Annotated in this window: 48 protein-coding genes; 40 read left to right on the top strand and 8 right to left on the bottom strand. The window is 35.1% G+C overall.

From position 1 onward, the window contains the following. Positions 1-36: 36 nt before the first annotated feature. From QJV49_RS05180 to QJV49_RS05145, 8 genes are all read left to right on the top strand, one after another. Positions 37-411 (top strand): nuclear transport factor 2 family protein, encoded by a 375-nt coding sequence (locus QJV49_RS05180; protein ID WP_225512996.1) that lies wholly within the window; start codon positions 37-39, stop codon positions 409-411. A 12-nt stretch (positions 412-423) separates the two neighbouring features. After that, positions 424-945: an NUDIX hydrolase gene (locus QJV49_RS05175; protein ID WP_225512995.1), complete on the top strand. Its 522-nt coding sequence runs from the start codon at positions 424-426 to the stop codon at positions 943-945. Continuing rightward, complete coding sequence (locus QJV49_RS05170; protein WP_225512994.1) at positions 911-1,375, top strand: VOC family protein; 465 nt, start codon at positions 911-913, stop codon at positions 1,373-1,375. The genes QJV49_RS05175 and QJV49_RS05170 overlap by 35 nt, the downstream gene beginning before the upstream one ends. Beyond that, complete coding sequence (gene fmt, locus QJV49_RS05165; protein WP_225512993.1) at positions 1,372-2,331, top strand: methionyl-tRNA formyltransferase; 960 nt, start codon at positions 1,372-1,374, stop codon at positions 2,329-2,331. Before QJV49_RS05170 ends, fmt begins: the two co-directional genes overlap by 4 nt. A 186-nt stretch (positions 2,332-2,517) precedes the next feature. Then, positions 2,518-2,760 (top strand): GlsB/YeaQ/YmgE family stress response membrane protein, encoded by a 243-nt coding sequence (locus QJV49_RS05160; RefSeq protein ID WP_038602017.1) that lies wholly within the window; start codon positions 2,518-2,520, stop codon positions 2,758-2,760. Positions 2,761-2,787: 27 nt separating this feature from the next. Further along, positions 2,788-3,348, top strand: coding sequence for an alkaline shock response membrane anchor protein AmaP (amaP, locus tag QJV49_RS05155; RefSeq protein WP_225512992.1), 561 nt, complete (start codon positions 2,788-2,790; stop codon positions 3,346-3,348). Positions 3,349-3,358: 10 nt separating this feature from the next. Then, entirely contained in the window at positions 3,359-3,547 is a 189-nt protein-coding gene (locus QJV49_RS05150; RefSeq protein ID WP_012898445.1) for a DUF2273 domain-containing protein, read from the top strand. 20 nt (positions 3,548-3,567) lie between these two features. Beyond that, entirely contained in the window at positions 3,568-4,074 is a 507-nt protein-coding gene (locus QJV49_RS05145) for an Asp23/Gls24 family envelope stress response protein (protein ID WP_225512991.1), read from the top strand. 301 nt (positions 4,075-4,375) lie between these two features. Here QJV49_RS05145 and QJV49_RS05140 read toward each other — a convergent pair whose 3' ends face one another. From QJV49_RS05140 to QJV49_RS05125, 4 genes are all read right to left on the bottom strand, one after another. Continuing rightward, positions 4,376-5,557 carry a site-specific integrase gene (locus QJV49_RS05140; protein ID WP_225513105.1) on the bottom strand — a complete coding sequence of 394 codons (1,182 nt, stop codon included), beginning with the start codon at positions 5,555-5,557 and terminating at the stop codon, positions 4,376-4,378. 67 nt (positions 5,558-5,624) lie between these two features. Beyond that, positions 5,625-5,960, bottom strand: a complete 336-nt coding sequence (locus QJV49_RS05135) for a hypothetical protein (RefSeq protein WP_225513106.1) — start codon at positions 5,958-5,960, stop codon at positions 5,625-5,627. 13 nt (positions 5,961-5,973) lie between these two features. After that, complete coding sequence (locus QJV49_RS05130) at positions 5,974-6,408, bottom strand: zinc peptidase (RefSeq protein ID WP_225513107.1); 435 nt, start codon at positions 6,406-6,408, stop codon at positions 5,974-5,976. A 5-nt stretch (positions 6,409-6,413) separates the two neighbouring features. Continuing rightward, positions 6,414-6,980 (bottom strand): helix-turn-helix transcriptional regulator, encoded by a 567-nt coding sequence (locus QJV49_RS05125; RefSeq protein ID WP_225513108.1) that lies wholly within the window; start codon positions 6,978-6,980, stop codon positions 6,414-6,416. Between the two features lie 279 nt (positions 6,981-7,259). Here QJV49_RS05125 and QJV49_RS05120 point away from each other — a divergent pair, with 279 nt between their 5' ends. Next, positions 7,260-7,430: a putative transcriptional regulator gene (locus QJV49_RS05120; protein WP_225513110.1), complete on the top strand. Its 171-nt coding sequence runs from the start codon at positions 7,260-7,262 to the stop codon at positions 7,428-7,430. A gap of 163 nt (positions 7,431-7,593) precedes the next feature. Here QJV49_RS05120 and QJV49_RS05115 read toward each other — a convergent pair whose 3' ends face one another. After that, positions 7,594-7,860 carry a hypothetical protein gene (locus QJV49_RS05115; protein WP_225513112.1) on the bottom strand — a complete coding sequence of 89 codons (267 nt, stop codon included), beginning with the start codon at positions 7,858-7,860 and terminating at the stop codon, positions 7,594-7,596. Beyond that, positions 7,853-8,230 carry a hypothetical protein gene (locus QJV49_RS05110; protein ID WP_225513113.1) on the bottom strand — a complete coding sequence of 126 codons (378 nt, stop codon included), beginning with the start codon at positions 8,228-8,230 and terminating at the stop codon, positions 7,853-7,855. The genes QJV49_RS05115 and QJV49_RS05110 overlap by 8 nt, the downstream gene beginning before the upstream one ends. 153 nt (positions 8,231-8,383) lie before the next feature. Here QJV49_RS05110 and QJV49_RS05105 point away from each other — a divergent pair, with 153 nt between their 5' ends. The 4 genes from QJV49_RS05105 to QJV49_RS05090 all read left to right on the top strand — a co-directional run bounded on the left by QJV49_RS05105 (position 8,384) and on the right by QJV49_RS05090 (position 9,948). After that, positions 8,384-8,632, top strand: a complete 249-nt coding sequence (locus tag QJV49_RS05105) for a helix-turn-helix transcriptional regulator (protein ID WP_031559261.1) — start codon at positions 8,384-8,386, stop codon at positions 8,630-8,632. An 11-nt stretch (positions 8,633-8,643) separates the two neighbouring features. Then, positions 8,644-9,396, top strand: a complete 753-nt coding sequence (locus QJV49_RS05100; protein ID WP_225513115.1) for a phage antirepressor KilAC domain-containing protein — start codon at positions 8,644-8,646, stop codon at positions 9,394-9,396. A gap of 12 nt (positions 9,397-9,408) precedes the next feature. Then, complete coding sequence (locus QJV49_RS05095) at positions 9,409-9,678, top strand: transcriptional regulator (RefSeq protein ID WP_225513117.1); 270 nt, start codon at positions 9,409-9,411, stop codon at positions 9,676-9,678. Positions 9,679-9,774: 96 nt separating this feature from the next. Then, the gene (locus QJV49_RS05090) at positions 9,775-9,948 is read left to right on the top strand and encodes a hypothetical protein (protein WP_225513118.1); all 174 of its coding nucleotides are present in this window, start codon (positions 9,775-9,777) and stop codon (positions 9,946-9,948) included. On the opposite strand, the gene QJV49_RS05085 is transcribed toward QJV49_RS05090, so the two are convergent. Further along, on the bottom strand, positions 9,932-10,198 hold the full coding sequence (locus QJV49_RS05085; protein WP_225513120.1) for a CRISPR-associated protein Cas2: 267 nt from the start codon (positions 10,196-10,198) through the stop codon (positions 9,932-9,934). The two genes, QJV49_RS05090 and QJV49_RS05085, sit on opposite strands and share 17 nt — an antisense overlap. Before the next feature lie 103 nt (positions 10,199-10,301). Here QJV49_RS05085 and QJV49_RS05080 point away from each other — a divergent pair, with 103 nt between their 5' ends. The 24 genes from QJV49_RS05080 (at position 10,302) to QJV49_RS04965 (ending at position 20,078) form a co-directional block, all read left to right on the top strand. After that, on the top strand, positions 10,302-10,565 hold the full coding sequence (locus tag QJV49_RS05080; protein ID WP_225513122.1) for a hypothetical protein: 264 nt from the start codon (positions 10,302-10,304) through the stop codon (positions 10,563-10,565). A gap of 98 nt (positions 10,566-10,663) precedes the next feature. Next, on the top strand, positions 10,664-11,014 hold the full coding sequence (locus QJV49_RS05075) for a hypothetical protein (protein WP_225513123.1): 351 nt from the start codon (positions 10,664-10,666) through the stop codon (positions 11,012-11,014). Between the two features lie 14 nt (positions 11,015-11,028). Next, complete coding sequence (locus tag QJV49_RS05070) at positions 11,029-11,424, top strand: hypothetical protein (RefSeq protein ID WP_225513124.1); 396 nt, start codon at positions 11,029-11,031, stop codon at positions 11,422-11,424. Positions 11,425-11,432: 8 nt separating this feature from the next. Beyond that, positions 11,433-12,188, top strand: coding sequence for a Rad52/Rad22 family DNA repair protein (locus QJV49_RS05065; RefSeq protein WP_225513125.1), 756 nt, complete (start codon positions 11,433-11,435; stop codon positions 12,186-12,188). Further along, positions 12,185-12,616 carry a single-stranded DNA-binding protein gene (ssb, locus tag QJV49_RS05060; protein WP_225513127.1) on the top strand — a complete coding sequence of 144 codons (432 nt, stop codon included), beginning with the start codon at positions 12,185-12,187 and terminating at the stop codon, positions 12,614-12,616. Before QJV49_RS05065 ends, ssb begins: the two co-directional genes overlap by 4 nt. A 124-nt stretch (positions 12,617-12,740) precedes the next feature. Then, positions 12,741-13,541, top strand: coding sequence for a helix-turn-helix domain-containing protein (locus tag QJV49_RS05055; RefSeq protein ID WP_281449168.1), 801 nt, complete (start codon positions 12,741-12,743; stop codon positions 13,539-13,541). Beyond that, positions 13,525-13,800 carry a hypothetical protein gene (locus tag QJV49_RS05050; RefSeq protein ID WP_281449167.1) on the top strand — a complete coding sequence of 92 codons (276 nt, stop codon included), beginning with the start codon at positions 13,525-13,527 and terminating at the stop codon, positions 13,798-13,800. The genes QJV49_RS05055 and QJV49_RS05050 overlap by 17 nt, the downstream gene beginning before the upstream one ends. Beyond that, positions 13,787-14,989 carry a DNA cytosine methyltransferase gene (locus QJV49_RS05045; RefSeq protein ID WP_225513157.1) on the top strand — a complete coding sequence of 401 codons (1,203 nt, stop codon included), beginning with the start codon at positions 13,787-13,789 and terminating at the stop codon, positions 14,987-14,989. The genes QJV49_RS05050 and QJV49_RS05045 overlap by 14 nt, the downstream gene beginning before the upstream one ends. Continuing rightward, positions 14,986-15,405 (top strand): RusA family crossover junction endodeoxyribonuclease, encoded by a 420-nt coding sequence (locus QJV49_RS05040; RefSeq protein WP_225513138.1) that lies wholly within the window; start codon positions 14,986-14,988, stop codon positions 15,403-15,405. The genes QJV49_RS05045 and QJV49_RS05040 overlap by 4 nt, the downstream gene beginning before the upstream one ends. Before the next feature lie 107 nt (positions 15,406-15,512). Continuing rightward, the gene (locus tag QJV49_RS05035) at positions 15,513-15,677 is read left to right on the top strand and encodes a hypothetical protein (RefSeq protein ID WP_225513139.1); all 165 of its coding nucleotides are present in this window, start codon (positions 15,513-15,515) and stop codon (positions 15,675-15,677) included. Continuing rightward, positions 15,652-16,014: a DUF658 family protein gene (locus tag QJV49_RS05030; RefSeq protein ID WP_225513141.1), complete on the top strand. Its 363-nt coding sequence runs from the start codon at positions 15,652-15,654 to the stop codon at positions 16,012-16,014. The genes QJV49_RS05035 and QJV49_RS05030 overlap by 26 nt, the downstream gene beginning before the upstream one ends. A gap of 10 nt (positions 16,015-16,024) precedes the next feature. Continuing rightward, positions 16,025-16,306 (top strand): hypothetical protein, encoded by a 282-nt coding sequence (locus QJV49_RS05025; protein WP_225513142.1) that lies wholly within the window; start codon positions 16,025-16,027, stop codon positions 16,304-16,306. A gap of 81 nt (positions 16,307-16,387) precedes the next feature. Beyond that, a complete protein-coding gene (locus tag QJV49_RS05020) occupies positions 16,388-17,065 on the top strand; it encodes a DUF1642 domain-containing protein (protein ID WP_281449142.1) in 678 nt (225 codons plus the stop codon). Next, a complete protein-coding gene (locus tag QJV49_RS05015) occupies positions 17,062-17,385 on the top strand; it encodes a hypothetical protein (protein ID WP_225513145.1) in 324 nt (107 codons plus the stop codon). Before QJV49_RS05020 ends, QJV49_RS05015 begins: the two co-directional genes overlap by 4 nt. After that, positions 17,382-17,621 carry a transposase gene (locus QJV49_RS05010; RefSeq protein ID WP_225513146.1) on the top strand — a complete coding sequence of 80 codons (240 nt, stop codon included), beginning with the start codon at positions 17,382-17,384 and terminating at the stop codon, positions 17,619-17,621. Before QJV49_RS05015 ends, QJV49_RS05010 begins: the two co-directional genes overlap by 4 nt. Beyond that, entirely contained in the window at positions 17,618-18,037 is a 420-nt protein-coding gene (locus QJV49_RS05005) for a dUTP diphosphatase (RefSeq protein ID WP_225513147.1), read from the top strand. The genes QJV49_RS05010 and QJV49_RS05005 overlap by 4 nt, the downstream gene beginning before the upstream one ends. A gap of 2 nt (positions 18,038-18,039) precedes the next feature. Continuing rightward, positions 18,040-18,381, top strand: a complete 342-nt coding sequence (locus tag QJV49_RS05000; protein WP_225513149.1) for a hypothetical protein — start codon at positions 18,040-18,042, stop codon at positions 18,379-18,381. After that, positions 18,371-18,580, top strand: coding sequence for a hypothetical protein (locus QJV49_RS04995; RefSeq protein ID WP_225513150.1), 210 nt, complete (start codon positions 18,371-18,373; stop codon positions 18,578-18,580). The genes QJV49_RS05000 and QJV49_RS04995 overlap by 11 nt, the downstream gene beginning before the upstream one ends. A 10-nt stretch (positions 18,581-18,590) precedes the next feature. Beyond that, positions 18,591-18,977 (top strand): hypothetical protein, encoded by a 387-nt coding sequence (locus tag QJV49_RS04990; protein WP_225513151.1) that lies wholly within the window; start codon positions 18,591-18,593, stop codon positions 18,975-18,977. Next, a complete protein-coding gene (locus QJV49_RS04985) occupies positions 18,974-19,219 on the top strand; it encodes a hypothetical protein (protein WP_225513152.1) in 246 nt (81 codons plus the stop codon). Before QJV49_RS04990 ends, QJV49_RS04985 begins: the two co-directional genes overlap by 4 nt. 46 nt (positions 19,220-19,265) lie before the next feature. Next, positions 19,266-19,439 carry a hypothetical protein gene (locus tag QJV49_RS04980; protein WP_225513153.1) on the top strand — a complete coding sequence of 58 codons (174 nt, stop codon included), beginning with the start codon at positions 19,266-19,268 and terminating at the stop codon, positions 19,437-19,439. Continuing rightward, positions 19,439-19,669, top strand: a complete 231-nt coding sequence (locus tag QJV49_RS04975; RefSeq protein ID WP_225513154.1) for a hypothetical protein — start codon at positions 19,439-19,441, stop codon at positions 19,667-19,669. Before QJV49_RS04980 ends, QJV49_RS04975 begins: the two co-directional genes overlap by 1 nt. Beyond that, positions 19,666-19,848, top strand: a complete 183-nt coding sequence (locus QJV49_RS04970) for a DUF1660 domain-containing protein (RefSeq protein WP_225513156.1) — start codon at positions 19,666-19,668, stop codon at positions 19,846-19,848. The genes QJV49_RS04975 and QJV49_RS04970 overlap by 4 nt, the downstream gene beginning before the upstream one ends. Continuing rightward, entirely contained in the window at positions 19,845-20,078 is a 234-nt protein-coding gene (locus QJV49_RS04965) for a hypothetical protein (protein ID WP_281449152.1), read from the top strand. Before QJV49_RS04970 ends, QJV49_RS04965 begins: the two co-directional genes overlap by 4 nt. A gap of 52 nt (positions 20,079-20,130) precedes the next feature. Here the strand turns inward: QJV49_RS04965 and QJV49_RS04960 are convergent, their stop codons facing one another. Beyond that, complete coding sequence (locus QJV49_RS04960) at positions 20,131-20,340, bottom strand: hypothetical protein (protein WP_038600435.1); 210 nt, start codon at positions 20,338-20,340, stop codon at positions 20,131-20,133. A 239-nt stretch (positions 20,341-20,579) separates the two neighbouring features. On the opposite strand from QJV49_RS04960, the gene QJV49_RS04955 reads away from it, so the two are divergent. The 3 genes from QJV49_RS04955 to QJV49_RS04945 all read left to right on the top strand — a co-directional run bounded on the left by QJV49_RS04955 (position 20,580) and on the right by QJV49_RS04945 (position 22,341). Beyond that, entirely contained in the window at positions 20,580-20,873 is a 294-nt protein-coding gene (locus tag QJV49_RS04955; RefSeq protein WP_225513007.1) for a DUF1359 domain-containing protein, read from the top strand. 331 nt (positions 20,874-21,204) lie between these two features. After that, a complete protein-coding gene (locus QJV49_RS04950) occupies positions 21,205-21,606 on the top strand; it encodes a DUF722 domain-containing protein (RefSeq protein ID WP_225513009.1) in 402 nt (133 codons plus the stop codon). Between the two features lie 219 nt (positions 21,607-21,825). Further along, positions 21,826-22,341, top strand: a complete 516-nt coding sequence (locus QJV49_RS04945) for an HNH endonuclease (protein WP_225513022.1) — start codon at positions 21,826-21,828, stop codon at positions 22,339-22,341. Positions 22,342-22,363: the final 22 nt, after the last annotated feature.

Below are 22,363 nucleotides of genomic sequence, written 5' to 3'. Positions count from 1 at the left end.
CTAAACATTTGAAAACGTCTGAAAGGGGTGTGGAAAATGCAAAAAATAGAACTTTTTCAACAAACGATTGACGCATGGCTAAATAAAGACCTCCAAAAGTTACTGACAGCTCTGTCAGACGATATTATTTATACCGAATGCTACGGCGCTCAGTATCAAGGAAAAATGGAGATTGAAAAGTGGTTCCGTCAGTGGAATAACCCTGTGGAAAACAAAGTCAAATCATGGTTTGTGAATAAGTCTTATGTAGATAATGAAACGGGTTTTTTCACATGGACTTTCCACTATGTCTATAAAGGTGAAGAAAATATTTTTGATGGCATTTCTCTGGTCAAATTTTCTGGGAATAAAATTTGTGAAATTCAAGAATTTGAACAAAAACATGAAAAATTCCGTCCATTTTTGAAATAAAATGAGGTAAATATGGTTGATAAATTTGATTTATTGAAGCATTTTGGAGTCTATGGTGTGGCAACTGACAATGAGAAATTACTTGTCATTGAAAAAAATTCAGGCCCCTATCAAAATCGCTATGATTTACCTGGTGGTTCGCAAGAAGTTGGTGAATCAATGGTTGATACATTAGAGCGAGAAGTTCTTGAAGAAACAGGGTTTACGGTTCTTTCAAGTACTAATAATCGCCTGTATTCCGCTTGGATTTATGAAAATGACCGTCGAGTCGTCAGTCATCACATTTTCAATCTTTTTGATGTAAAATTAAATAGTGTAGCCAAAAAATTACCACAGGTTGTCGCTGACGGAAAAAATGATTCTGACAGAGCAGTCTGGAAGGCGCTTAAAAACTTGTCAGTTGAAAATTCATCTCCACTTGTCCTAAAAGTAATCGCCGAAATCAATAATTATCCCCATGTGGATAAAGCCGAAATTTACAGAGATTGGAAGGTCAACTATGGAAGCAAAAATTATCCCAAGCCTTTGGTTTGATAACAATGCCAAAGAAGCAATGAACTATTATGTATCTGTATTTCCAAATTCAAAAATCAAAAACATCGAATATTATCCTGATGAAAAGTTAGATGAGCATTTCGTGGGAATGTCTGGAAAAGTATTAAATGGTGAATTTAGTCTGAATGGCCTTAACTTTATCTGCCTTGATGGCGGGCCAATTTTCAAATTTAATGAAGCAGTTAGTTTTACTGTAACTTGTAAAAATCAAGCCGAAATTGATGATTATTGGTCAAAGCTTTCTCATGTTAAAGAAGCCGAACAGTGCGGTTGGTGCAAAGATAAATTTGGTATTTCTTGGCAAATTATTCCAGAAAATCTTGGACAATTGATGGCAAAAGGCGATAAAGCTGTTCAAGTGTTAATGAAACAAAAGAAAATTATTATCGAGGAGTTTGAAAACTTATGACAAAAACAAAAATTATCTTTATGGGGACACCACAATTTGCTGCGACTGTTTTAAAAGGTTTGATTGATTCTAATCAATATGAAATTCTAGCAGTAGTGACTCAACCAGACCGTAAGGTTGGTCGGAAACAGGAATTAAGAATGACACCAGTTAAAGAACTTGCCTTAACGGTTAACTTGCCTGTTCTTCAACCGGAAAAACTTTCTGGCTCAGTAGAAATGACTCAAATCATGACGCTCCTTGAATCAGGAGAAGTTGGAATTGTGACTGCCGCCTTTGGACAATTTTTGCCAGGTAAATTGTTAGATTCTGCTCAATTTGCGGTTAATACTCATGCTTCTTTACTACCAAAATATCGCGGTGGGGCACCTATTCATTATGCTATTATGAATGGCGAAAAAGAAGCTGGTGTAACCATCATGGAAATGATTCGTAAAATGGATGCCGGTGACATGATTGCTCAAGATTCCACTCCAATTCTTGAGGAGGATAATGTCGGAACCATGTTTGAAAAATTGGCACTTGTTGGACGCGATTTGCTACTTGAAACATTGCCAAAATATCTAACTGGTCAATTAGAACCCCAAACTCAAAATGAAGATGAGGTAACCTTTAGCCCTAATATTTCGGCAGAAGAAGAAAAAATCGACTGGAATAAATCTGCACGTGAAATTTTCAATAAAGTCCGTGGAATGAATCCATTCCCAGTTGCTCATACCACATGGAATGGCGAGCGTTTCAAAATTTATGAAACAAAAGTTGCTGATGATTCTGTCAGTAACTTACAAGCTGGTGAAATTGTGGAAAAAACGAAGAAATCATTAAAAGTTGCCACAGGCGAGGGGCTTCTTGAACTTCTTTTTGTTCAACCAGCAGGTAAACCTAAGATGGATATCGTTAGCTTTCTTAACGGTCTAGGTCAAAAAATACAAGTTGGGGATAAGTTTGGCGAATAAATTTATTCACAATAATAAATAAAAAGTTCTATCGTTAAAATTGATAGAACTTTTTATTCGCTAATTTTTATCAAATGATTTTATCAAATGATTAAGGTGTAATAAAAAGAAAGCGAATTACTTTAAAAGTTTCCTGAAGTTTGATATATTAAAAATGTACAGGAACTGTACTAGAAAGAGGTATTTATGATTTGGTCATTAATTGTTGGAGCTATCATTGGTGTAATTGCAGGAGCAATTACAAATAAAGGCAAATCAATGGGATGGATTGCTAATATTTTAGCGGGTCTTGTTGGTTCTGCTGTAGGACAAGCACTTTTAGGCTCTTGGGGCCCAAGTTTAGCTGGTATGGCACTTATCCCTTCTATTGTCGGTGCTGTTATCGTTGTTGCTGTTGTTTCATTCTTCTTAGGTAGAGCTAACAACTAGGTAAAGCAACAAAAGAGAGGAGGTATCGTGTCAAAAGGAAAAAAATTTATATTTATTTTGGCTGATTTATTCTTTCTCACCATTCTTATCCCCATACTATGGGATTACTTTAATTATATGAATTTTCGTTGGGAGCTTATGCCCTCATCAGAAATTCCTTACATTGGGAATCATCTTTCCCAATATATATTTATCAGCTCTTCAATTTTAGGAGCATTATTGTTAATTTGTTTGCTGATTCTTATTTTTTATCCAAAAACTTATCAGGAAGTTCTACTAGATGATAAAACAGGACATCTAACTTTAAAAGTTTCAGCAATCGAAGGATTGGTCAGAGAAACTGTTAGTAACAACGGTTATATCAGAAATCCCAAAATCAATGTAACTTTATATCAAGCCAAAATAAAAATTGATGTTAAAGGAGAAATTATTCCCAGAGTTGAGATTGTCGAAAAAGCAAAAGAAATTGAGCAAGAAATTAAAGAAAGTATCCAAAATTTCTTTGGTATAAATTACGACTTAAAATTAAAAATAAAAGTCAGCTCACTTGCTGAAAATAAAAATTCGACAAGTCGACGTGTAGAATAAGGAGGTGGAAATGAATCTTTTAGAAAGATATCGCTATCCGATAATTGGAGGAATAGTAGGCTTAATTATAGCTATTTGTATCTTCACGATTGGATTTTGGAAAATGATTCTTCTCTTCTTGCTTATTGGCTTAGGAATTTTTGTTGGCCTTTATCTTCAACGTACGGGAATCATTGAACAACTATTAAAGAAAAAATGAGAAAATAATAGGAGGAAATTATGGTACAAGAAAATACAAAAACTGAAGTAACTGAAGTTAAAGGTAGCTTGACTTACGAAGATAAAGTGATTCAAAAAATTGTTGGACTTGCCCTTGAATCTGTCAATGGACTATTGTCTGTCGATGGAGGATTTTTCTCAAATTTGACAGGGAAACTAGTAAATACAGATGATGTTACAGCAGGAGTTGGCGTAGAAGTTGGTAAAAAACAAGTTGCTGTGGACCTAAAAGTAGTCACAGAATACAAGAAGAATGTTCCTGATATTTATCAAAAAATTAAGGAAGTCATTCGTAAAGAAGTTTCTGATATGACTGATTTAGAAGTTGTTGAAGTTAATGTAACAGTTGTTGATATTAAAACAAAAGAACAACAAAAAGAAGATGAAAAAAGTTTACAAGATCGTGTGGTTGGCGCAGCTCAAACAACAGGGAAATTTACATCTGATCAAGTAGATAAAGTAAAAGAAAAAGTTGATGATATGGGTGACGACTCTCGTGTAAAATAAGAATCAATTTAACAAAAAACTGACAATTTTGTCAGTTTTTTTTGTTACTTTCAAGAAAGTTTTGCTTTAAATAGAAAACGGTTAAGTAGTATATTTAGTACAAATGAATCATGGAAAGAGAGCAACTTTAAAAAATTTAAGGACAATCATCTGACAAAAGTCATTGACAGTCATTGACTACTAAAGGTATAATAGCTCTGTATCACAACAAATGCCTAGAATCCTTTATATAAAGGGATTTAAGTTGTCATTATATTAGTTAGTTACGTTTTTAGTTACGTTCGGGAAAAACTCAAAAAAATCATAGTGCTTTAAGTATATTAGCGAACTTTTCAGCAGTTTCTTTCTTTTTCTCTTTAGCAAGATGACTGTACAAATTCATTGTGATTGAATAGTCTGCATGTCCTAATCTCATTTGAATTTCTTTAGGATTTACATCATTGTTCATTAGTAGGCTTGCGTGAGTGTGACGAAAACCATGAAATCCAATGTTAGGAACTTTTGCGTTTTTAAAGTGTCGAACTAAGTGCTGTCTTTCGAGTTCGTAAGTTCTCATTTTTTGATGATATGAGAAAACTAAAGAATCATGCAAAGATATAGCGCCGTCATTTTGTTGTTTTCTCCACTCTTTCAACATTGAAATTGTCTCGCTATCTACAGAAACTAAACGATTGCTTTCTTTTGTTTTTGCACTGTCTTGTATCTCATTGCTGTATTGTATGAGTGTCTTAGATACACTAACGGTATTATTGACAAAATCAATATCAGACCATGATAAGGCTAAAGCCTCACAGATACGCAAACCAGTAGCAAGTAAAAGCTTGTATAGAGTAGCGCTCTTTTTATTTGTTGTGGTTGATTGTAACGAGTCAAGGTAAGCTAAGAAACGTTTAAGTTCATCATTATTAAAATACTTTATTTTTTTGACTGTTCTTGTCTTGAGTTTTGGGGAAAATACTTTTATAGCTGGATTGTCTGAGATAACACCTAATTGCATACCATAATCAAGAATGCGTTTGATGATATTGAGTAATAGCTTATAATCTTTGCTTTTTCCCTTTTCACGATTACCGTTAACTATTTCAGCAGTATTGGCATTTCTAGCCCAGTCATTAACAATATTTTGCAATAGTATAGTTGTAATTTTCTCAACTTTATAGTTTCCGATCGCTGGCAAAATATAATTTTTTAAAAAATTACTATTGATTCTGATTGTATTTGCTTTTACTGTCAATTTATAAGAATCAAACCAACTAGCGGCTAAGGCATTAAAATTGTCAAATGAAACTTTTTCTCTTGCAACAGTAGACCCATTTTTGATAAACTTATTCATAGCTTGGTGAGCTTTGTTCTCGCACGTTTTACGGTTCTTGGCTGTAACCGTGGTACGTACTTGCTTACCTGTTAGGCTATCTACACCAAGATAAACATTTACTTTATAGACGGTTGTACCGTCTTTTTTTTTGACTTCTTTAATATTCATTTTTTTCTCCTGTTCTATTGTCGGGCAAGACATGATTAAGGAGAAAGCAATAGTATCAAAGTTTTATTTATTCAAATTCCATATCATCGATACCTTCAGTGAAGTTTTCTAAAAACTCATACTCATTCATAAATTGTATCCAGTAAGTAACTTGTTCCTCGTGATTATGAAAGCGAGGCTTACCTTCTGCGTTTTTAATTCCTTCTGCCACGTTGGTAAAAGCACCGCTTATGTTCATGTCCCACATCTTGTTAGCTTCTTTTTCGATGCGGGAATCAGTCCATTTAGCAGCTGGTTTTCTACTAACGTTTTTATCTAGCAAGTAAACTGTAGCTTTTTCCAAAAACTTACCTTGGGCACGAGTGTTTTCTTCAACATATTTTCTAAATTCTGTGTAATCCATTTTTCACCCCTTACTATAAACAGTGGCTATGTAGTTGAGCATGACCGATCATTTCATCAAACACCTCAACAACTAACCCATAATGACGCTTTTCTAACTCAAAATGCTCAATAAATGCATCATAATCAATAATGTCTGGTTCCCAGTCGAATTGAGCTAACCACTCATCGGCTCTATATTCAATCATATAGCGGTCAGCTTCTCTTTCTTGCTTTCTATCCCAACCAGAGGAACGACAATCGAGATGCCTATGCCCAAAAGAAACATGACCCATTTCGTGAAGTAATATATTCTGAGTGACCATTTCACTATTAAAGATATCAATAAAAATATATGTTAGTCCTCTAATATTAAATTTCATACCATCTTTAAGATGCGGATAATCAGAAGGATTATAGTATTTTATTTTTACTGAGAGTCCTAACAATAACTCCTTTATAACTGACATATATTTCACCCCCTGCCATGGTCTTCTTCCCATGCTTCACGGAGCAAATGCTTGTAGAGTTCTTTTTCTCTATCTGTCAGAGGGACACCATCAAAAGCTACAGCTTCGTCAACAGCCACTTGAAGTTCTTCGTCAGTAAGCGGAGAATTTATATCGAACAGAGGAGTTATTTTTGGTTTTGATTTAATAGCTTTTTTAGCCTTTTCTTGCTCTTCCAATTGAGAAGAAGCTGTATCAAGTACTATTTTTTGACGAGGCTCTTCGAGTTGCATAGATATATCAGTTATTCGTTGGATAACATCCGGCAATTCTCCAGGTTCTTCCCAATCTTCAGAATGTCTAGGGTCAATATCCTCTCTAAGAACACCGAAGAAATCAGCTATTTTTTGAAGATTACCAGGATTAGGTAGGGATTTACCATTTATATATTCACTAATTGAGCTTTGAGATATGCCTGTATTCTTTTGTAAGTCAACTGCTTTCTTATTTTTTATATCTAAATATTTTTTTATATTAGAAGAAACTATTGTTCGCATTGCTTCATCTTGCGGAGTTAATTTCCCACGTCCCATATGCTACTGTCCTCTTTCGTTAATTTATAAACATTATATCGGAATAAAACGAAATAATCAATAAAAAACACATAAAAATATCGGTTTTTTCCGTTTTTATAGTTGACATTGCTTTAAACCGATGTTATAATTAATTCATAAAGTCAAACAAGCGAACAATCATGGAGCATTCAGTACGGCGGACGGAACAGGCTCAAATGACGGTACACGACGTATCCACCGCGACGTAAGTAGCAAGTTTGGCAAATAAAAAGCCCTTGCAGGAGAATGGAGGTTCTAATGGAAAAAGTAGTTACGCATTACGGAAAAACTATTCAGCAGCACAGTGTTGAGTGGTACAAAAAACAACTGTTAAAAGATTTTTCTGTTCAATTTATCAAAGACTCTTTATTGCCTCAGCTGTTTAAATGGTCAAACGCTTATAAAGCAGCAGTTGAACTGACAAAATAAAAAGCCCCATAGGGGCAGAAAGGAGAAGAATGATAAAAAAAGTATGGGACTATATAAAAATTGGGGGTAAGTTTTACCATAGATTCCCCATGATTCACGGAATGTTATCAGGGTGTATTATAATGATACCCATTATTATAATAAAATTTTTAATAAAATAGTTTTATTTTTTAAATATCAATGCCAATATAGCTAAAGCTATTGTAACAAATAATGTAATTTTCCACTGAGTATCCTTTTTGTTAGATTCCATAATTTTGTTTCTGGAAGTTATTTCGAAATTAATACGACTGTCTAGATTTGATACTTTTTCTTTCAAAGTTCTTATATCTAGTTCTGCAGCGTGAGTAATATCTTTTACATATTCTGGAGTTGCATATCCTTCAGAATCATCAAATTGTCCTTTTGGTTTTAGAGTTTCTTTAGGCATGTTTATCTCCTACTAAGTATACTGTTGTTTCTGAATGATCTAATTCATTATTCATACTATCAAATATTCGTATACGAAAAGTATATTGATTATTCGGGTAAACATCATTAAATGTAAAATTACTTGTCATATTTACAATGAAATTATTCATTGTGTTATCTTCTATGAATCCATTTATTACTCTGCGTGATACAAAATTGAACCCATTAACATCAATATCATAATAATATTGAAAAGGATGCTTCTCAAGGATAAATCCCGAATTTACTGAAATATGAAAATTATCAGCATGATTATTTGGTACTCTAATAGTAGCTGATGGAATAAGTCCTCCTCTAGTTACCGGGTAGAAAAAATTAATTTTGTTCATAAAGCCTCCAATATAATTTTAGTTTAGTCACTTACATTATATCACGGAGTTATGATATCGCTCACAATGAGCAGGGGAGACTGGCGAACAGGTTCGATTCCTGAACTTCCCTTACTGCGTATGCAGAAATTTAAAACACAGAAAGGAGCCAGTATGGCAGAGAAAACACCACCCAAAATTACATTAAAAGCAGCACGAGTCAACGCTGGATTAACAGCTAAAGAAGTTGGAGAAATAGTCGGAAAAAACTATCAAACCATTCTGAAATATGAGCAAGATAGTTCTAATATCCCTCTAGATTTTGGAAAAGAATTGTCAAAAATTTATGACTATCCCTTTAATTATATTTTTTTAGGGAAAAACATCGGTTTAAAACGAACTGGACAGAATATTGCTAGTTAGAAAGGCAAAATATGAACAAATTACAAAATTTTACAAATGGAATTTTCAATCTTGATGTTAAAGTCGAGGGAGAAGAAGTTCTATTTAGTGCAGAACAAACCGCAAAGGCTATGGGTATTACTCAAGTAAAAAATGGAAAAGAATATGTTAAGTGGGAACGAGTAAATAGTTATCTGCCAAATTCCCCAGAAGTGGGGAAAGGCTCATTCATCAGCGAACCTATGGTTTACAAGTTAGCATTCAAAGCGAACAATGCTGTATCTGAAAAATTCACAGATTGGTTAGCTGTTGAAGTCCTCCCAACAATCCGCAAGCACGGGGCTTACATGACTGATGCAAAGGCTCAAGACGTTATTTCTGGTAACGGTTTGGCAGATTTACTACTTCAAGCAGGTAATCAGATTAAGCAACTTGAACTTGAAAAAAGCCAAATGAAACCAAAAGCGTTATTCGCTGATAGTGTTTCAGCTTCCGAAAACACGATTCTCATTCGAGATTTAGCGAAAATCCTGAAACAAAATGGAATTGATATCGGAGAGAAACGATTATTTACTTGGCTTAGAGATAACGGATACCTCGTTAAAAAAATTGGTAGCGATTATAACTCACCAACTCAACGTTCAATGAACTTAGGTATTTTAGAGTTTACCGAAAACACTCACGTTCATAATAGTGGGAAGATCACCGTAACCAAAACACCTAAAGTAACAGGCAAAGGTCAAATCTATTTTGTAAACAAATTTTTACAAGATTTAGCTAGTTAGAAAGGAGAATCTATGGGAGAACGATATGATCCAATGGCTGCGTATCTAGCCAATGGCGTCCTGGAAGAGTTTCGTAAGATGACGAATGAATGGCTGAAATTCCAAAAGGAGCTGTTCAAATATGAAAGTAAGACCGGAGAAATCAGGCAGGTTGATTTGTTGAAAGAATTCCACATGTCATCAGATACGTTGAAAAAGTGGAGAGAAAACGGATTACCTTCAATAAATAGAGGCAGTTCAGTCTTCTATCTCTTGGAAGATTTACATGATTTTTATTACTAAAATGTCGGGCAAGACATGATTAAGGAGAAAACGACTACCTCCACACACACAAAATTAATTCATTAAATGCGGTGCTCCGCTAGAAAAGAGAAATTTATGAAATCTAAAGTACTAATTATTGACGAAGAAGTTCAAGGAGAAAAAATTGTGAACTTGAACACAGAACAACTTATTAAACAAGTAGTAAAAAATATTGATGATAGTGTTATTTCAGTAGAAATAAAAAAACGCCACAAAAGTGACGAATTTGACTCTAGAGACTTTTCTTGAGATAGTCATCACCACATTTTACATTGTGCCATGCTCCTTCGCCAGTAAGCCCACCGACAAATAAACTATCATCATTATCAATTGCAGATAACAAATTATCTCTAACTTGTTTACATGAATCATCAGTGTTTATATGCCAAACAGATTCATTTATTTTACCCCAATTAGGATATGATTTAATTTTTTGGATTAAACCATCATAGTTTTTCCCAGAATTATTTAAATCATACGAAATAATAATACTTTTCATCGCTTATTCCTCCTTTCCATAAAACTAAGCAAATACCGCAAATATCTGCTCACAGTAATTATAGCACTCGGAGGATTAAAACGCATACATAGAAAGGAAATTAATGCAAACAGCAACTAGAAACGGTCGAACTGTTCGACTAATTCCAACACCAGTTGGTCATAAACTGCAAGATATTGATGTAGATTATAAAAAATTATATGAGCAAGCAGTAGCTCAAGCATCACGATTCTCACAAGAATATTGTGATGAAACTGCTGAAAAACGTTACTGGTACCAACGTGCAATGGAAAACGAAGTTTATCGTGAAGCGTGGGAAAGAGAACATCGTTTTGACAATATTGATTTAATTACTGTAGCAAAATAAAAAAGCCCTGCATGGCACGCAGAGCAAGTAGGAAATTCGCCAAAACTTCTACTTAAATTATACCACGAATGCCTAGAAATTTGAAATGGAGAATTTAAATGAGCGTTGATGAAAATACTAATTTAACTAAAACAGTGACAATCCCAATTGAAGAATATAAAGGACTGATTGAACGCAAGTCTTTTATTAATCCTAAAAAAGTAGCTAGAGAAAAAACTCCTTGGGAAGAGTTGGATGAAGAAGTTCAAGAATTCTTTACCTCACCAACTGGCCGCATGCATCTTAAATGCTTAAATGCAATCGTAACTGGTCTATCTTGTACAAGCCTTTATAAAACTTGGCGGACAATGGTAACTCTTCATTCTGGTTCATATACAAGATGGTACACAAATCAGGATGTCGATACTGCTAGAGAGATTTTCGAAGAAATGAAAGCATGCATTAGATAGAAATGGAGAACATTATGGACTTACAACTTATACCAGTAGATGGAGATGGTCAAAGGGTTGACTTGAATCCATCAGCTATAAAAGATATGGATAATATCACACTCACAGAGTTCTTAGCTCAGGCGAAGATTATAGCTGACCTTTATAAAAAGGGCGAAACTGAGGCTAAAAAACGGCTTGATGAAGGTCAACAATTCAATCGTTTGAGTTATGGTAAAGCAGCACAACAAAAGGTTTTAACCATGACTAATAAACAGAAATATGACTTAGTTAAGGCTCATGGTTGGGATTGTGTAGAGCCAATTACTTTAACTAAACTCAAGAGCAAGTTTGGAGATGGAATAGAACAAGAGCTTGAGCAATCCATTGTTTATAAAGATAAGAAAGCACCTCTTAAATGGGATGCGTGAGGTAAATCATGGCAGATTATGAAGAACAAATGCTTGCCTTACAAAAACCTTTACAACCAGACCGAGTAGTTTGGAGAGTTCAACAATCAGGATTTTCTAAGCAAGGGAAACCTTGGGCTATGGTTCTTGCTTATATGGATAATCGGGCAGTCCAAGAACGTTTTGATGAAGTTTTTGGAATTGCTGGATGGAAGAACGAATTCAAAACAGCTCCAGATGGCGGGACGTTATGTGGTATATCCGTTAAGTTTGGAGATGAATGGGTTACCAAGTGGGATGGAGCAGAAAACACGCAGGTTGAAGCAGTTAAAGGTGGGTTATCCGGCTCAATGAAGAGAGCAGCTGTCCAATGGGGAGTAGGTAGATATTTATATGACTTACCTACCAGTTTTGCTCAAACATCACTCGAAAAGACTGATGGTTGGAACAAAGTTTTTGATAAAAAAGCAGGAAAGAACTTTTGGTGGAATAATCCACAACTTCCAAGTTGGGCTTTACCTCAGAATTCAAAGGTTCAAAATACAAAAGCTGACTTTACTGAAGAAGATGTACCAACTCCACCTAAATTATATGTTGTTGGTAAAGATAAAAAAGAATTTGATGAGGGAAAGCTTCAATCTGTAGTTAACAAGATGGTAAGTATTGCTGGAAAAGACTATGGGGCAAGTATTGATGAACAACAATATTGGCTAAAAATGCCACTTGATGAAGCTTACAATGATATCGAAAAATTCGTAGATATAAAAAAAGGAAGAACAAAATGATTAACAATGTTGTATTAGTGGGGCGTTTAACTCGTGACCCAGAACTTAAATATACACCACAGAACCAAGCGGTAGGAACATTTAGCTTAGCGGTCAATCGCCCATTTAAAAACGCAAACGGAGAGCGAGAAGCCGACTTTATCAATTGTGTTATTTGGCGACAACAGGCTGAAAATTTGTCCAACTTTGCAAAAAAAGGAGCTTTGATTGGAATAACTGGACGGATTCAAACAAGAAATTATGAGAATCAACAAGGTCAAAAAGTCTATGTGACTGAAGTTGTTGCAGATAATTTTCAAATGCTTGAAAGCAATAAATCTCAAGCTCAACAAGACAATAAACCACAGACACAAAATAAAAAACCTCAATATCCTGATGCATTTGGAAGTAATCCAATGGAAATTTCAGATGATGACCTACCATTTTAATTAACATCCAGGTGCAGCGTGCGTAACAAATGCTTAAATTCGAGGGGATAGGCAATGCGCAACATTCCCCAGCCTTTAATTTGAAAAATAAAACTTGAAATAAATATAGAAGAAAGGAGAAAGTTTGGAACAAAGTACAAAATTCTTCAATCAAATCCCAGTGCCGATTATTGAAGCTGATGATTTAAATGATTTTGAAAAACTTCTTTTTAGTGAAATATACACGATGGCAAATTCTTATGGAAGTATTTTTCCATCAAATGGATATCTTGCTAAAAGATACGGGAAAACAAAAGTTACAATTTCAAATACCCTGAGTAAGTTGCAGGATAAAGGATATATAAACCTCGAATATCAATATTCTGGTAAAGAAATAGAAAAAAGATTTATTTACCCCTCTTTAAATAAACTTAATGGGGGTATTAAAGAAAATTTTAATACCCCTAAAAGAAATCTTTATGGGGGTATTAAAGAAAACTTTAAAGATAATATATCATCTAATAAATCAATTAATATATCAAATAATAATATATCGGACAAGTCCGATAAAGAGTCTGATTTAGAAACTAGATTTAACAATCTTTGGAAAATATATCCTAACAAAAAAGGAAAACCGAAAGCTCTATTAGCTTATAAAAGAGCTGTAAAATCTGGAACGACAGACGAAGAGATAAAAACGGGTCTTGAAAATTATTTGGAAGAAATAAGAGTTAAAAATACCCAACAAAACTATATAAAACATGGCAGCACATGGTTTAACGGTAAAGGTTGGGAAGATGACTATGATTTAACGCCTATTCAAGGATTTAAAAATAGCAAAGTTGTCAAATCTGCGCCTAACTGGTCTAATCAAAGATTTGAAAAAGACGAAGAAACACTGACAGCGGAAGAATTCGAGGAATATATGAATGGCTTGGACTCTTAAAAAACGGGCTCTTGATGAGGGGCTATCAGAGTATTTTCGTAGCTTTATTCCTGGGATTACCCATAAACAATACTGCAGATATGTTGAAAAAGCTTATGAAGAGGAAATAGTATTAAGTCCTATCACTTTTATCGCAATAGTTAAAGGTATTGATAATGAAAAAGCAACCGAAATATTTTTTGAAAAAAATAAAGAACTGACAGATTCAGGAGTAATTCCTGCAATTGCTAGATTTGGAGAAGAAAATGAAATTTCTTGATTTATTTGCCGGCATTGGTGGATTTAGACTTGGACTTGAACAAGCTGGACATGAATGCGTAGGCTTTTGTGAAATCGATAAGTTTGCCAGGCAGAGTTATAAAGCCATTCATAATACAGAAGGAGAACGAGAATATCATGACATTACAACAGTCAGCAATGAAGAATGGAGAGCCTTACGTGGAACAGTTGAGCTTATTTGTGGAGGATTCCCTTGCCAAGCTTTCTCCATCGCAGGTAAAAGAAAAGGATTCCTTGATGAAACTCGTGGAACGTTATTCTTCGAGATTGCCAGAGCGGCTGAACAAATCAAACCACGGACTTTATTCCTTGAAAACGTTAGAGGGCTTTTATCTCACAACAAAGGGCGAACTTTTAGAACTATCATATCCACCCTTGATGAATTGGGGTACGATGCAGAATGGCAGATACTTAACAGCAAAAATTTCGGAGTTCCACAAAACCGAGAGAGGGTGTTCATTATCGGACATCTTAGAGGAGAACGTGGACGAGAAGTATTTCCTATCGGAGAAAGCAACATCGAAACTAACGATGAATTTAAAATAAAAATCGTTGTTTTAAACAAAGAAAACGGTATGCCTCGTGAAACTAATCGTGTTTACTCTTCAGAAGGATTAAGCCCAACTTTAAATACAATGCAAGGCGGAGGAAGAGAACCTAAGATTGCAATACCAGTTTTAACTCCTGATCGAGCAGAAAAAAGACAAAATGGCAGGAGATTTAAAGAAAATGGTGAGCCAATGTTTACTTTAACTGCTCAAGATAGTCATGGTGTAGCTGTTCAAAACCCATTAAAAGGTAAAACAAAAAATGGCTGGCATTTTGAACAAAATATTTTTGATGTTGAAGGATTAGCAAGAACATTAAAAGCTGGTGGTGGAAGTGGAAATATTCCTAAAATTGTTCAAAAGCCAAGAGGTTTTAATAAAGGCGGAGAGCATGAAGTTGTACCAACATTATCATCTAATTCTTGGCACGAAAATAATTTGCTGAAATCTGGAATCAGAATTAGAAAGCTAACACCTCGTGAATGCTGGCGATTGCAAGGCTTCCCTGATTGGGCTTTTGACAAGGCGCAAGAAGTAAACTCAAACAGTCAGTTATACAAGCAAGCTGGGAACAGCGTGACAGTACCAGTTATTTACGAGATAGCAAGGAGAATCAAGTGAAGTTTGAAATAGCAATGGAGCCAATGGCAAGCCCAAGACCTAGATTTAGCAGTAAAGGCGAATTTGTAAAAGCTTATATGCCTAAGGAATACATGGCTTGGAAAGCTCAACTCTTATTCAAATGGAAATTGCTGAAATTAAAACAGGAAGTTTCAGGAAAGCCACTATTTGTTAAATTGGGTTTCTATCTTGAGCCACCAATAGCAGTATCAAAAATAAAAAAGAATCAAGCAGCGCTTGAAGCAGAAACAATGCCAGTGGTCAAAAAGCCAGATATTGATAATTTGCAAAAATCTGTACTAGATGCACTAAACAAACATGCATGGCCAGATGACAACCAAATCAGTGATATCTACGCTAAGAAGCGTTATAGCTTGCGACCACGGATAGAAATTGAAGTTACAGAAGTAGAATAGCTTTAATTCATGAAAATTACGGTTACATTGAGCGCTTAAACCATTTCATGGATAATTTATCACGAAAAATCTAAAAGCGCTTAAAAGCTAAAATATGAGGTGTTATTATGACAACGCAAAAAGAGAAGAATGTTTTGGAATTTAAAGATAAAGATGTTTTAAAAAACTATAGAGTCGCTGATGAAGATGACGAATGGTTTCATGAACAATGGAAAAGTAAACTAAGTGGATTGAAAGAGGCAGGAGATGGCAAGGTTAGAAAAAATTTATGATGTTTATTTCAATGGGATAAAAATGGGAACTGGTACGAAAAAAGAGCTTTCAAAAATGCTTCTTGTTTCACCTCATTCAGTCGCTGCTTGGGTTAAAAATGGTATGGCTAATTCTCCGAAAAAGAATGCAGTCAAAATCGCCATTGTAAATGAAAAAGCGATGATGGAAAAATATCCCGGTTGGAAACCTTATGGTGGTTCAAAGTCTAAAATCTCTGATGAAATAACCGATCGTGACCGTAGAAAGCACGAAACAAAAGAAGAACGTAGATTGCGAAGAAATATCAGAGCACAAATGGCAATCGAAAATTCAAGAAAAGATGAATTAGGATTATAGGAGCAGTTAGATGAAGCTAAGCGAGATTGAAGCGGTAAGTCCAGAAGACTTTGTAGTCTTTGAGGATGAGATGCCATACAGCTATGTCATTGATAGAGGGGGCAAGGAAAACGCTATAGAAGTTGACGATTTTCCTAAACTTTACACAGCAGAGCAAATGCAAGAGTACGCAAAATCGAAAGTGCTTGAAACAGTCGAATTATATGCTAAAGATGGCAGTACAGTTCCAGTTGATTTCATTAAAGAATTTGTACTAAAAATTATTTTCGAGGAGGACACGAAAAATGACTAATAAAATTAAGTTAATTCCTCTGATAGTTCCATTAAGAGCTAAGAAATATAAATGGAATCATGATAACTGTTTTTGCAGTCAATGCTGTCCAGGGAAATGGAGAAACGAAAAATGACTAAGTTTGAAGAAGAATTTAAAAGACCAGATAATGGCCCAATCACTGAACTAAACAATTCTATGCAGTCTGTATTAAGTCAGTACCGTAAAATGCGTGAGTATGCTGACTATCTTGAATATGATTCGAAACAGAAAGACGAACGTATTCTAAAACTCGAAAATGAAAACTCATTCATGCGAGATGAGCGTACTACATTCGATTCAAACGGTATGGCAGTTGAACCCCAACTCCAACAGCAAGCCCTGCCAGTCGTGCCTGAGTATGTGGCAGGAGCTATTGAAAGTATACCGAACCATTACTCAGCGTTTGAAGCTCTTGACTTAATTAAATCAAAAGTCGAAACCCTACCTGAAGAAAATAAAGATTGGCTACCTGTTTTCAATTGGCTTTGTGAGGGTATTGAAAACCAAGACATTTTCGCTCTAGCATTTATCACTGGCAAATATGAAGTCGAAAAACCGCAGCTGTTCTATTTGAAGAATAAACTGACAACAAGTTACTTGATATTAGACACAAGCACTGGATATTTTGAACACTGGGGTAGTACCGAAGCGACAGGTCGGTATAAATCATCATTCACCCAATCCGAAATCGAAAGCATGGAAATTGGGAGCTATGAACAGATTGAGGTGGCGGAATGAGCGAGAAAAAATATTATGTGAAATTGAAATCTCCTAATAATCATCGTGGAATTTGGTGGTGCGGAGATAGAGGCGAATGGCAACCGTATAGTTATGACCCTGTATATGGAGAAGAGTTGGATGATTGGGGAGAGCGAGAAGTAATCGGTTGGAAAGTTTCTGAATTCATACCATCTTTCACAAAATCAGAACTTGGTAAAATCATGGGCGGTGCGATTTATAAAGGGTGTATTTTGCCAGACGGGCATGAGTTTGGTTCGGATTGTAAGCCATGGATTAACCCGCTCATTGAGCTTGTTCCTGTGGAGGACGGAGAATGAACGATCCTTGCTACAAAGATATAACTTGTCCTTATTGTGGTTATATTAGCAATGAACCCACAGCATGGATTGATGATTCAAGGTGTCCTCGCTGTGGTAAATGGATGATTCACAAAGAGCATAATCTTTTAGAAGATGAGCTTAAAGCTTTGGAAAAAGAATATGAAATTAGACGGAAAAATATTTATAAAAAATATGAAACTAAGCCAGTATTTAAAATGGAGAGAATAAAATGACTAGACAATTTAAAAAACTAAATAAAAATGCGACACTTCCAGAAAGAGCGACAGAACACAGCGCAGGTTATGATATTTCAGCAAGCGAAACAGTTACGATTCAACCTGATGAAATAAAAATGGTAAGTACAGGTCTAGCTGTTCAACTTGGACATGACGAAGTGCTGAAATTATATGACCGCTCAAGCAATCCAGTTAAGCGTGGCATTGCATTGATTAATTCAGTAGGAATTATCGATTCAGATTATTATCCTAATGAATTTAAAGGATTGTTTATGAACATCTCAAAAGAGCCTGTAACGATTGCTAAAGGACAACGAATTATGCAAGGTGTATTTGTCAAATACCTTACAACAGACGATGACAATGCAAACGGAGAGCGTACAGGCGGATTTGGTAGCACTGGGGAGGTGTGAGAATGACACAAGAAACAGCAAAAGAGCGTATCTATCGTGAAGCGCTGGATGAAATAAATAATTTAGCAATTGATGTGGCCATGGATTTTGAAGAAACTGGAATTGATTCAGTTGATTGTGGAAAATTAATGGATATTGCAAACAAGGCATTTTTTGCAGAAGCAAATCAACAACCTGTCAGCACTGACGAAAAAACGGTTGAAAAACTACAAGAACAGCTTAACACTGCGAAAAAGGCACTGACAGAAGCTATAGAAGATATTGAACAACTAAATGGTAGTGATGATACTATCAAATATTATAAACAAGCACTCGCAGCGATTGGAGGGGATGATGAAAATTGAAGAAGTTGATAAATTGGTTGAGCCTTTAGGTTGGGGAAGAGATTTATGTCACAATGGCGATTGTTTCCCTGAATTAAACGAAAATACTTTAGGTCATGAAGGTTCATATAAAAAGTTCAATATGACTGAGCATGGCGAAGATGGATATATTTCATATCAAAGTTTGAATGAAATTATTGAAGCTGTTAAAAAACTTTAAGGGAGCGGCGATGAGTGAACCAAGTGGATATTTACTTCATGGAACTGCATTTAGCAGTAAAGAAGCAGCGTTTGAAATACTAGTTCATAATCATGAGCAAGAATTAAGATTTCATAAACTTTGGGATGAAGATGCTCAACCATATTATTTTGCACAACCCCAGCTCACGATTCCTAAAAGCATTGCGGATGAGTTGGAAAAATATGATTTTGAACTTACTAGTAAGGGTCTTATGTACAGAAATATGGGTGGTACATTGGTAGAGTTTTCCAGAGTAACATATGATGAAATACCACAGTTAATTGTTCAAACTATTGCTGGTAATTATCGAATAGTGTTCGCCTACCTCGCAGGCAAAGCCATCGGAGTTGATTTAGTGAAAGTGGTGGAGGGATGAAAATTGAATTAGAAACAAGACCTTGCTTGGTAACTTTTAGTAATAAAAAGCAGGTCGAAGGAACTTTTCTGGGATTATTTCAGCATTCACATACTCATGGAGATTCATTAATGGCTGGTGGATTTAAAGCAGGCACTGTCGCTTATCCTATTGCTATTGTAGAAATAAATGGAAAAATGTCAGAAGTACGAATTAATCAGATTGAATTTCTTGATGTTGCGAAAAACGAGGTATCAGAATGAGCGACAAACTAATATCGCTGGTCAATGACTGGTGGGGAGGAATTGAATGATTAATATAATTTTATGGGTATTCCTGGTAGGAGATGTTATTGGCGCAGGAATGGTAATTTATAACATTGGCAAGCAAAGAATAATAAAGCCAATAGATGTGAGCATTTATATTGTAGTTGAATTAATAGTATGGATTGCTCTGATTTTGAAATTGATAGGAGTTGGATAATGAAACCGATAATAAGCAAACTATTTGAAGAAATAGATGAATTGGAAGAAGAATTAGACTATTATTCAAAACATGATATGTTTCACCAAGCACATTTCAAAAGATATCAGATAGTAATTAGACGTGATTTTATAAAGAAAATCAGTAATGCACTCAACCCACAGATTCCAGAACCTTGGGCTAGTATGATCGCTGATGAAATTATAAAAGGATTGGGGGTATATAAATGAAATTAATGTGTAAGCTGTTCGGGCATAAGTGGTCGGAATGGAGTGTATATTTATTTGGCGCTCATGAAGAACGCTTTTGTCGGCGTTGCTACATTACAGATAAACGCTTAAACCGCTCAGACTTTGACGAGTCAGAGAACGTGTTCCCTGAAAAATGGCTTGATAAACACATGGATTGAGGTGGAGAATGGTTAGAAACGATATTAATTATATGAATTCCGAAATCGGAAGAGCAGAACTATCAGCACAATTTAAGCTTAAACAAATACATGATATTACAAATAGTCTTTTGAATAATGAAAATAGCAATAACAAGCCAATGAAATCCGATTTTGCTATTGGTTATATGGTAGCCATAATTAATGTTATCGATTATTTATCAAATAACGAAGATAAACATACGGATTGAACGCAAAAAAAAGCCCAAATCAAAGATGAGGGCCTCGAGGGATTAACAAAAATTAACGTGAGGATGTGTCCATGCAAGATGAACATGGTCTAATTTGAAGTGATGGATGAGTTCTACGAGTGTATTCCATCGCTTCGATATCATTTTCAAAATGTCCGTCAATAAGGTATGAATCATTAACTTTTGGACGGTTAGGGCAAGTTCCTTTGTGTACTTCATGATAACCACTGAAGTCACCAATTTTATCTACGACATAGCTCATGAGTTAGTCCTCCTTCAAATAGTTTGTATTGTTTGTACAATTTTATTTTAAAACTATTATCAATTGAGTACAAGCAAGAAGACTTAAATAAAAGGAAATATAAAAAAGCCCAAGCTGACCAAACTTGAGCGAAATACGAATTTACAACAACTTATTATAATATTTTTAAATATTTTTGGTCATTTATATTATATCACATACTGAGCTAGGAACTCGCTAAACTCAACTGGAGGAGAAAAATGCCACAAGAAATTACTGTTGATTTTTCAGAACAAATTGTCGAAACCAAAATTAAAATTGAAAGACTTGAAAGCTTAATTCATTATGTTGAAAGCCAGAAAAATGCTTTAGAACATTATAAAAAGAGTGATATTCTTTTGACTGATAAAGTCGGATTAAGGTTAACCGGATTTACACAATGTTCTTTTAACACTAGAGTTGACACACTCATCCCTTTGTTGGAACAAAATATCGAAGATAATACGGCTCTTATTAATGAGTTGGCTAAAGAACTGGGAATCGAGGTTGAATAGAATGTTTAATTTTTTAACGAGCTTCGTTCCAATATATCTTCCCATTAATTCATCAGATAAAATGTCAGTTAATGATGAAAAGATATTGGCCTTAATGCTTCTTCTATTAATAATTTCGGCTGTTATAGGAACGTTATTTAGTAAGTTTAATGGCAATGATATCGAAGATAGTCTTCTTCTTGGAGGAGGTATAGGCTTATTAGTAATGGGATTTATCGAACTATTAATTTGGATAATTATAACATTGCTATAAAACAAAAAAGCCCACGGCAATGGGCTTCGGCATGATTGTATCTAATACTATTATACCATAGACGGAGGAATCTTTTAAATGGCGGATAGATTAGATTTGTTATTAAGTGACTACATGACTGGAATGCTTCAAGTTAAAATTAATTCAAGAGAACGCTGGATCACTCGTGAGAAACACGAGGAAAGAATCGGAAGTGGTGGCAGTAGTTCAAACACTGCACCACAAGAGCGCAACTATTTGATTAAAGAAGCTGATAAAGAACTTGGTAAACTTAATGACCAGAAACAAACGCTTGATGAATTAATGGAAGTTATACAAGGAACAATTGCAAAAGATATTATTATTGCTAGATTTAAGCACAGAATGTCTTGGCATAACGTGGCTATCAGAGTTTGCTTAGAAGAGAGTACAGCTAGAAAGCAGTATGATTCATTTAAAAAAACTTTGAGAGATGGATTATGGAGAGAAACTTTAGACTAATTTCACTTTCCTTTTTATTCACGTTTTATTCACGTTTATATCCTAATTTAAGTGCGATAATGGTAGCATGAAGTTATCAGCGAAAGCAAACAAAATGTAATTCGTTCGGTTGGATATACTTCTAAGCTTGTCAGGGTTCGACTCCCTGACTTGCTATTATATTTTATTACAGGTTGTCCATTGGGCAGCCTTTTATTGTTGATGAGAGGAGATGCTATCTTGCCAATGACTGGACGTTGTCGTGAGCCTAACTGCCACGCTGTAGTTATTAGACCACTACACTATTGTACTAAGCATGCGGATAAAGAAGCAGCATATCAAGCAAGCAGAGAACGATGGACTAATCGTACTGATAATAGTAAACGATATAAGGACTATGATCGAATGAGAAATAAAGATCCATTTAAAGCAGAGCAACATAAGTTCTATCAAGGCAAACAATGGCGCTCGATAAGAGAGATTTCACTCAGGCGTGATAACTATTTATGTCAGTATTGTTTGAATCATAAGCGAGTTAGAACTGGTAACATAGGAGACCACATCGTGCCTTATGAGGTAGAGCCTGAGAATCGGACTAACTTAGCTAACATTGCAATAGCTTGCAGTAAATGCCATACGGCCAAGACAAAATGGGAACAACTTTATTATGGAACTGGAATGGGGAATAAGCTAAAGAATGCTATCCCTATCAGAAATGTAAAAGACCTGCCAGATTTTCAAAAAAATAATCGATAATTTTTAATAACCCTCCCCCCTA

The organism is Lactococcus sp. NH2-7C (assembly GCF_029953655.1).
GTDB classification, from domain to species: Bacteria; Bacillota; Bacilli; order Lactobacillales; family Streptococcaceae; genus Lactococcus; species Lactococcus lactis.
The sequence above is the reverse complement of the archived record's forward strand: the minus strand, read 5'-3'. Positions and strand labels throughout refer to the sequence as shown.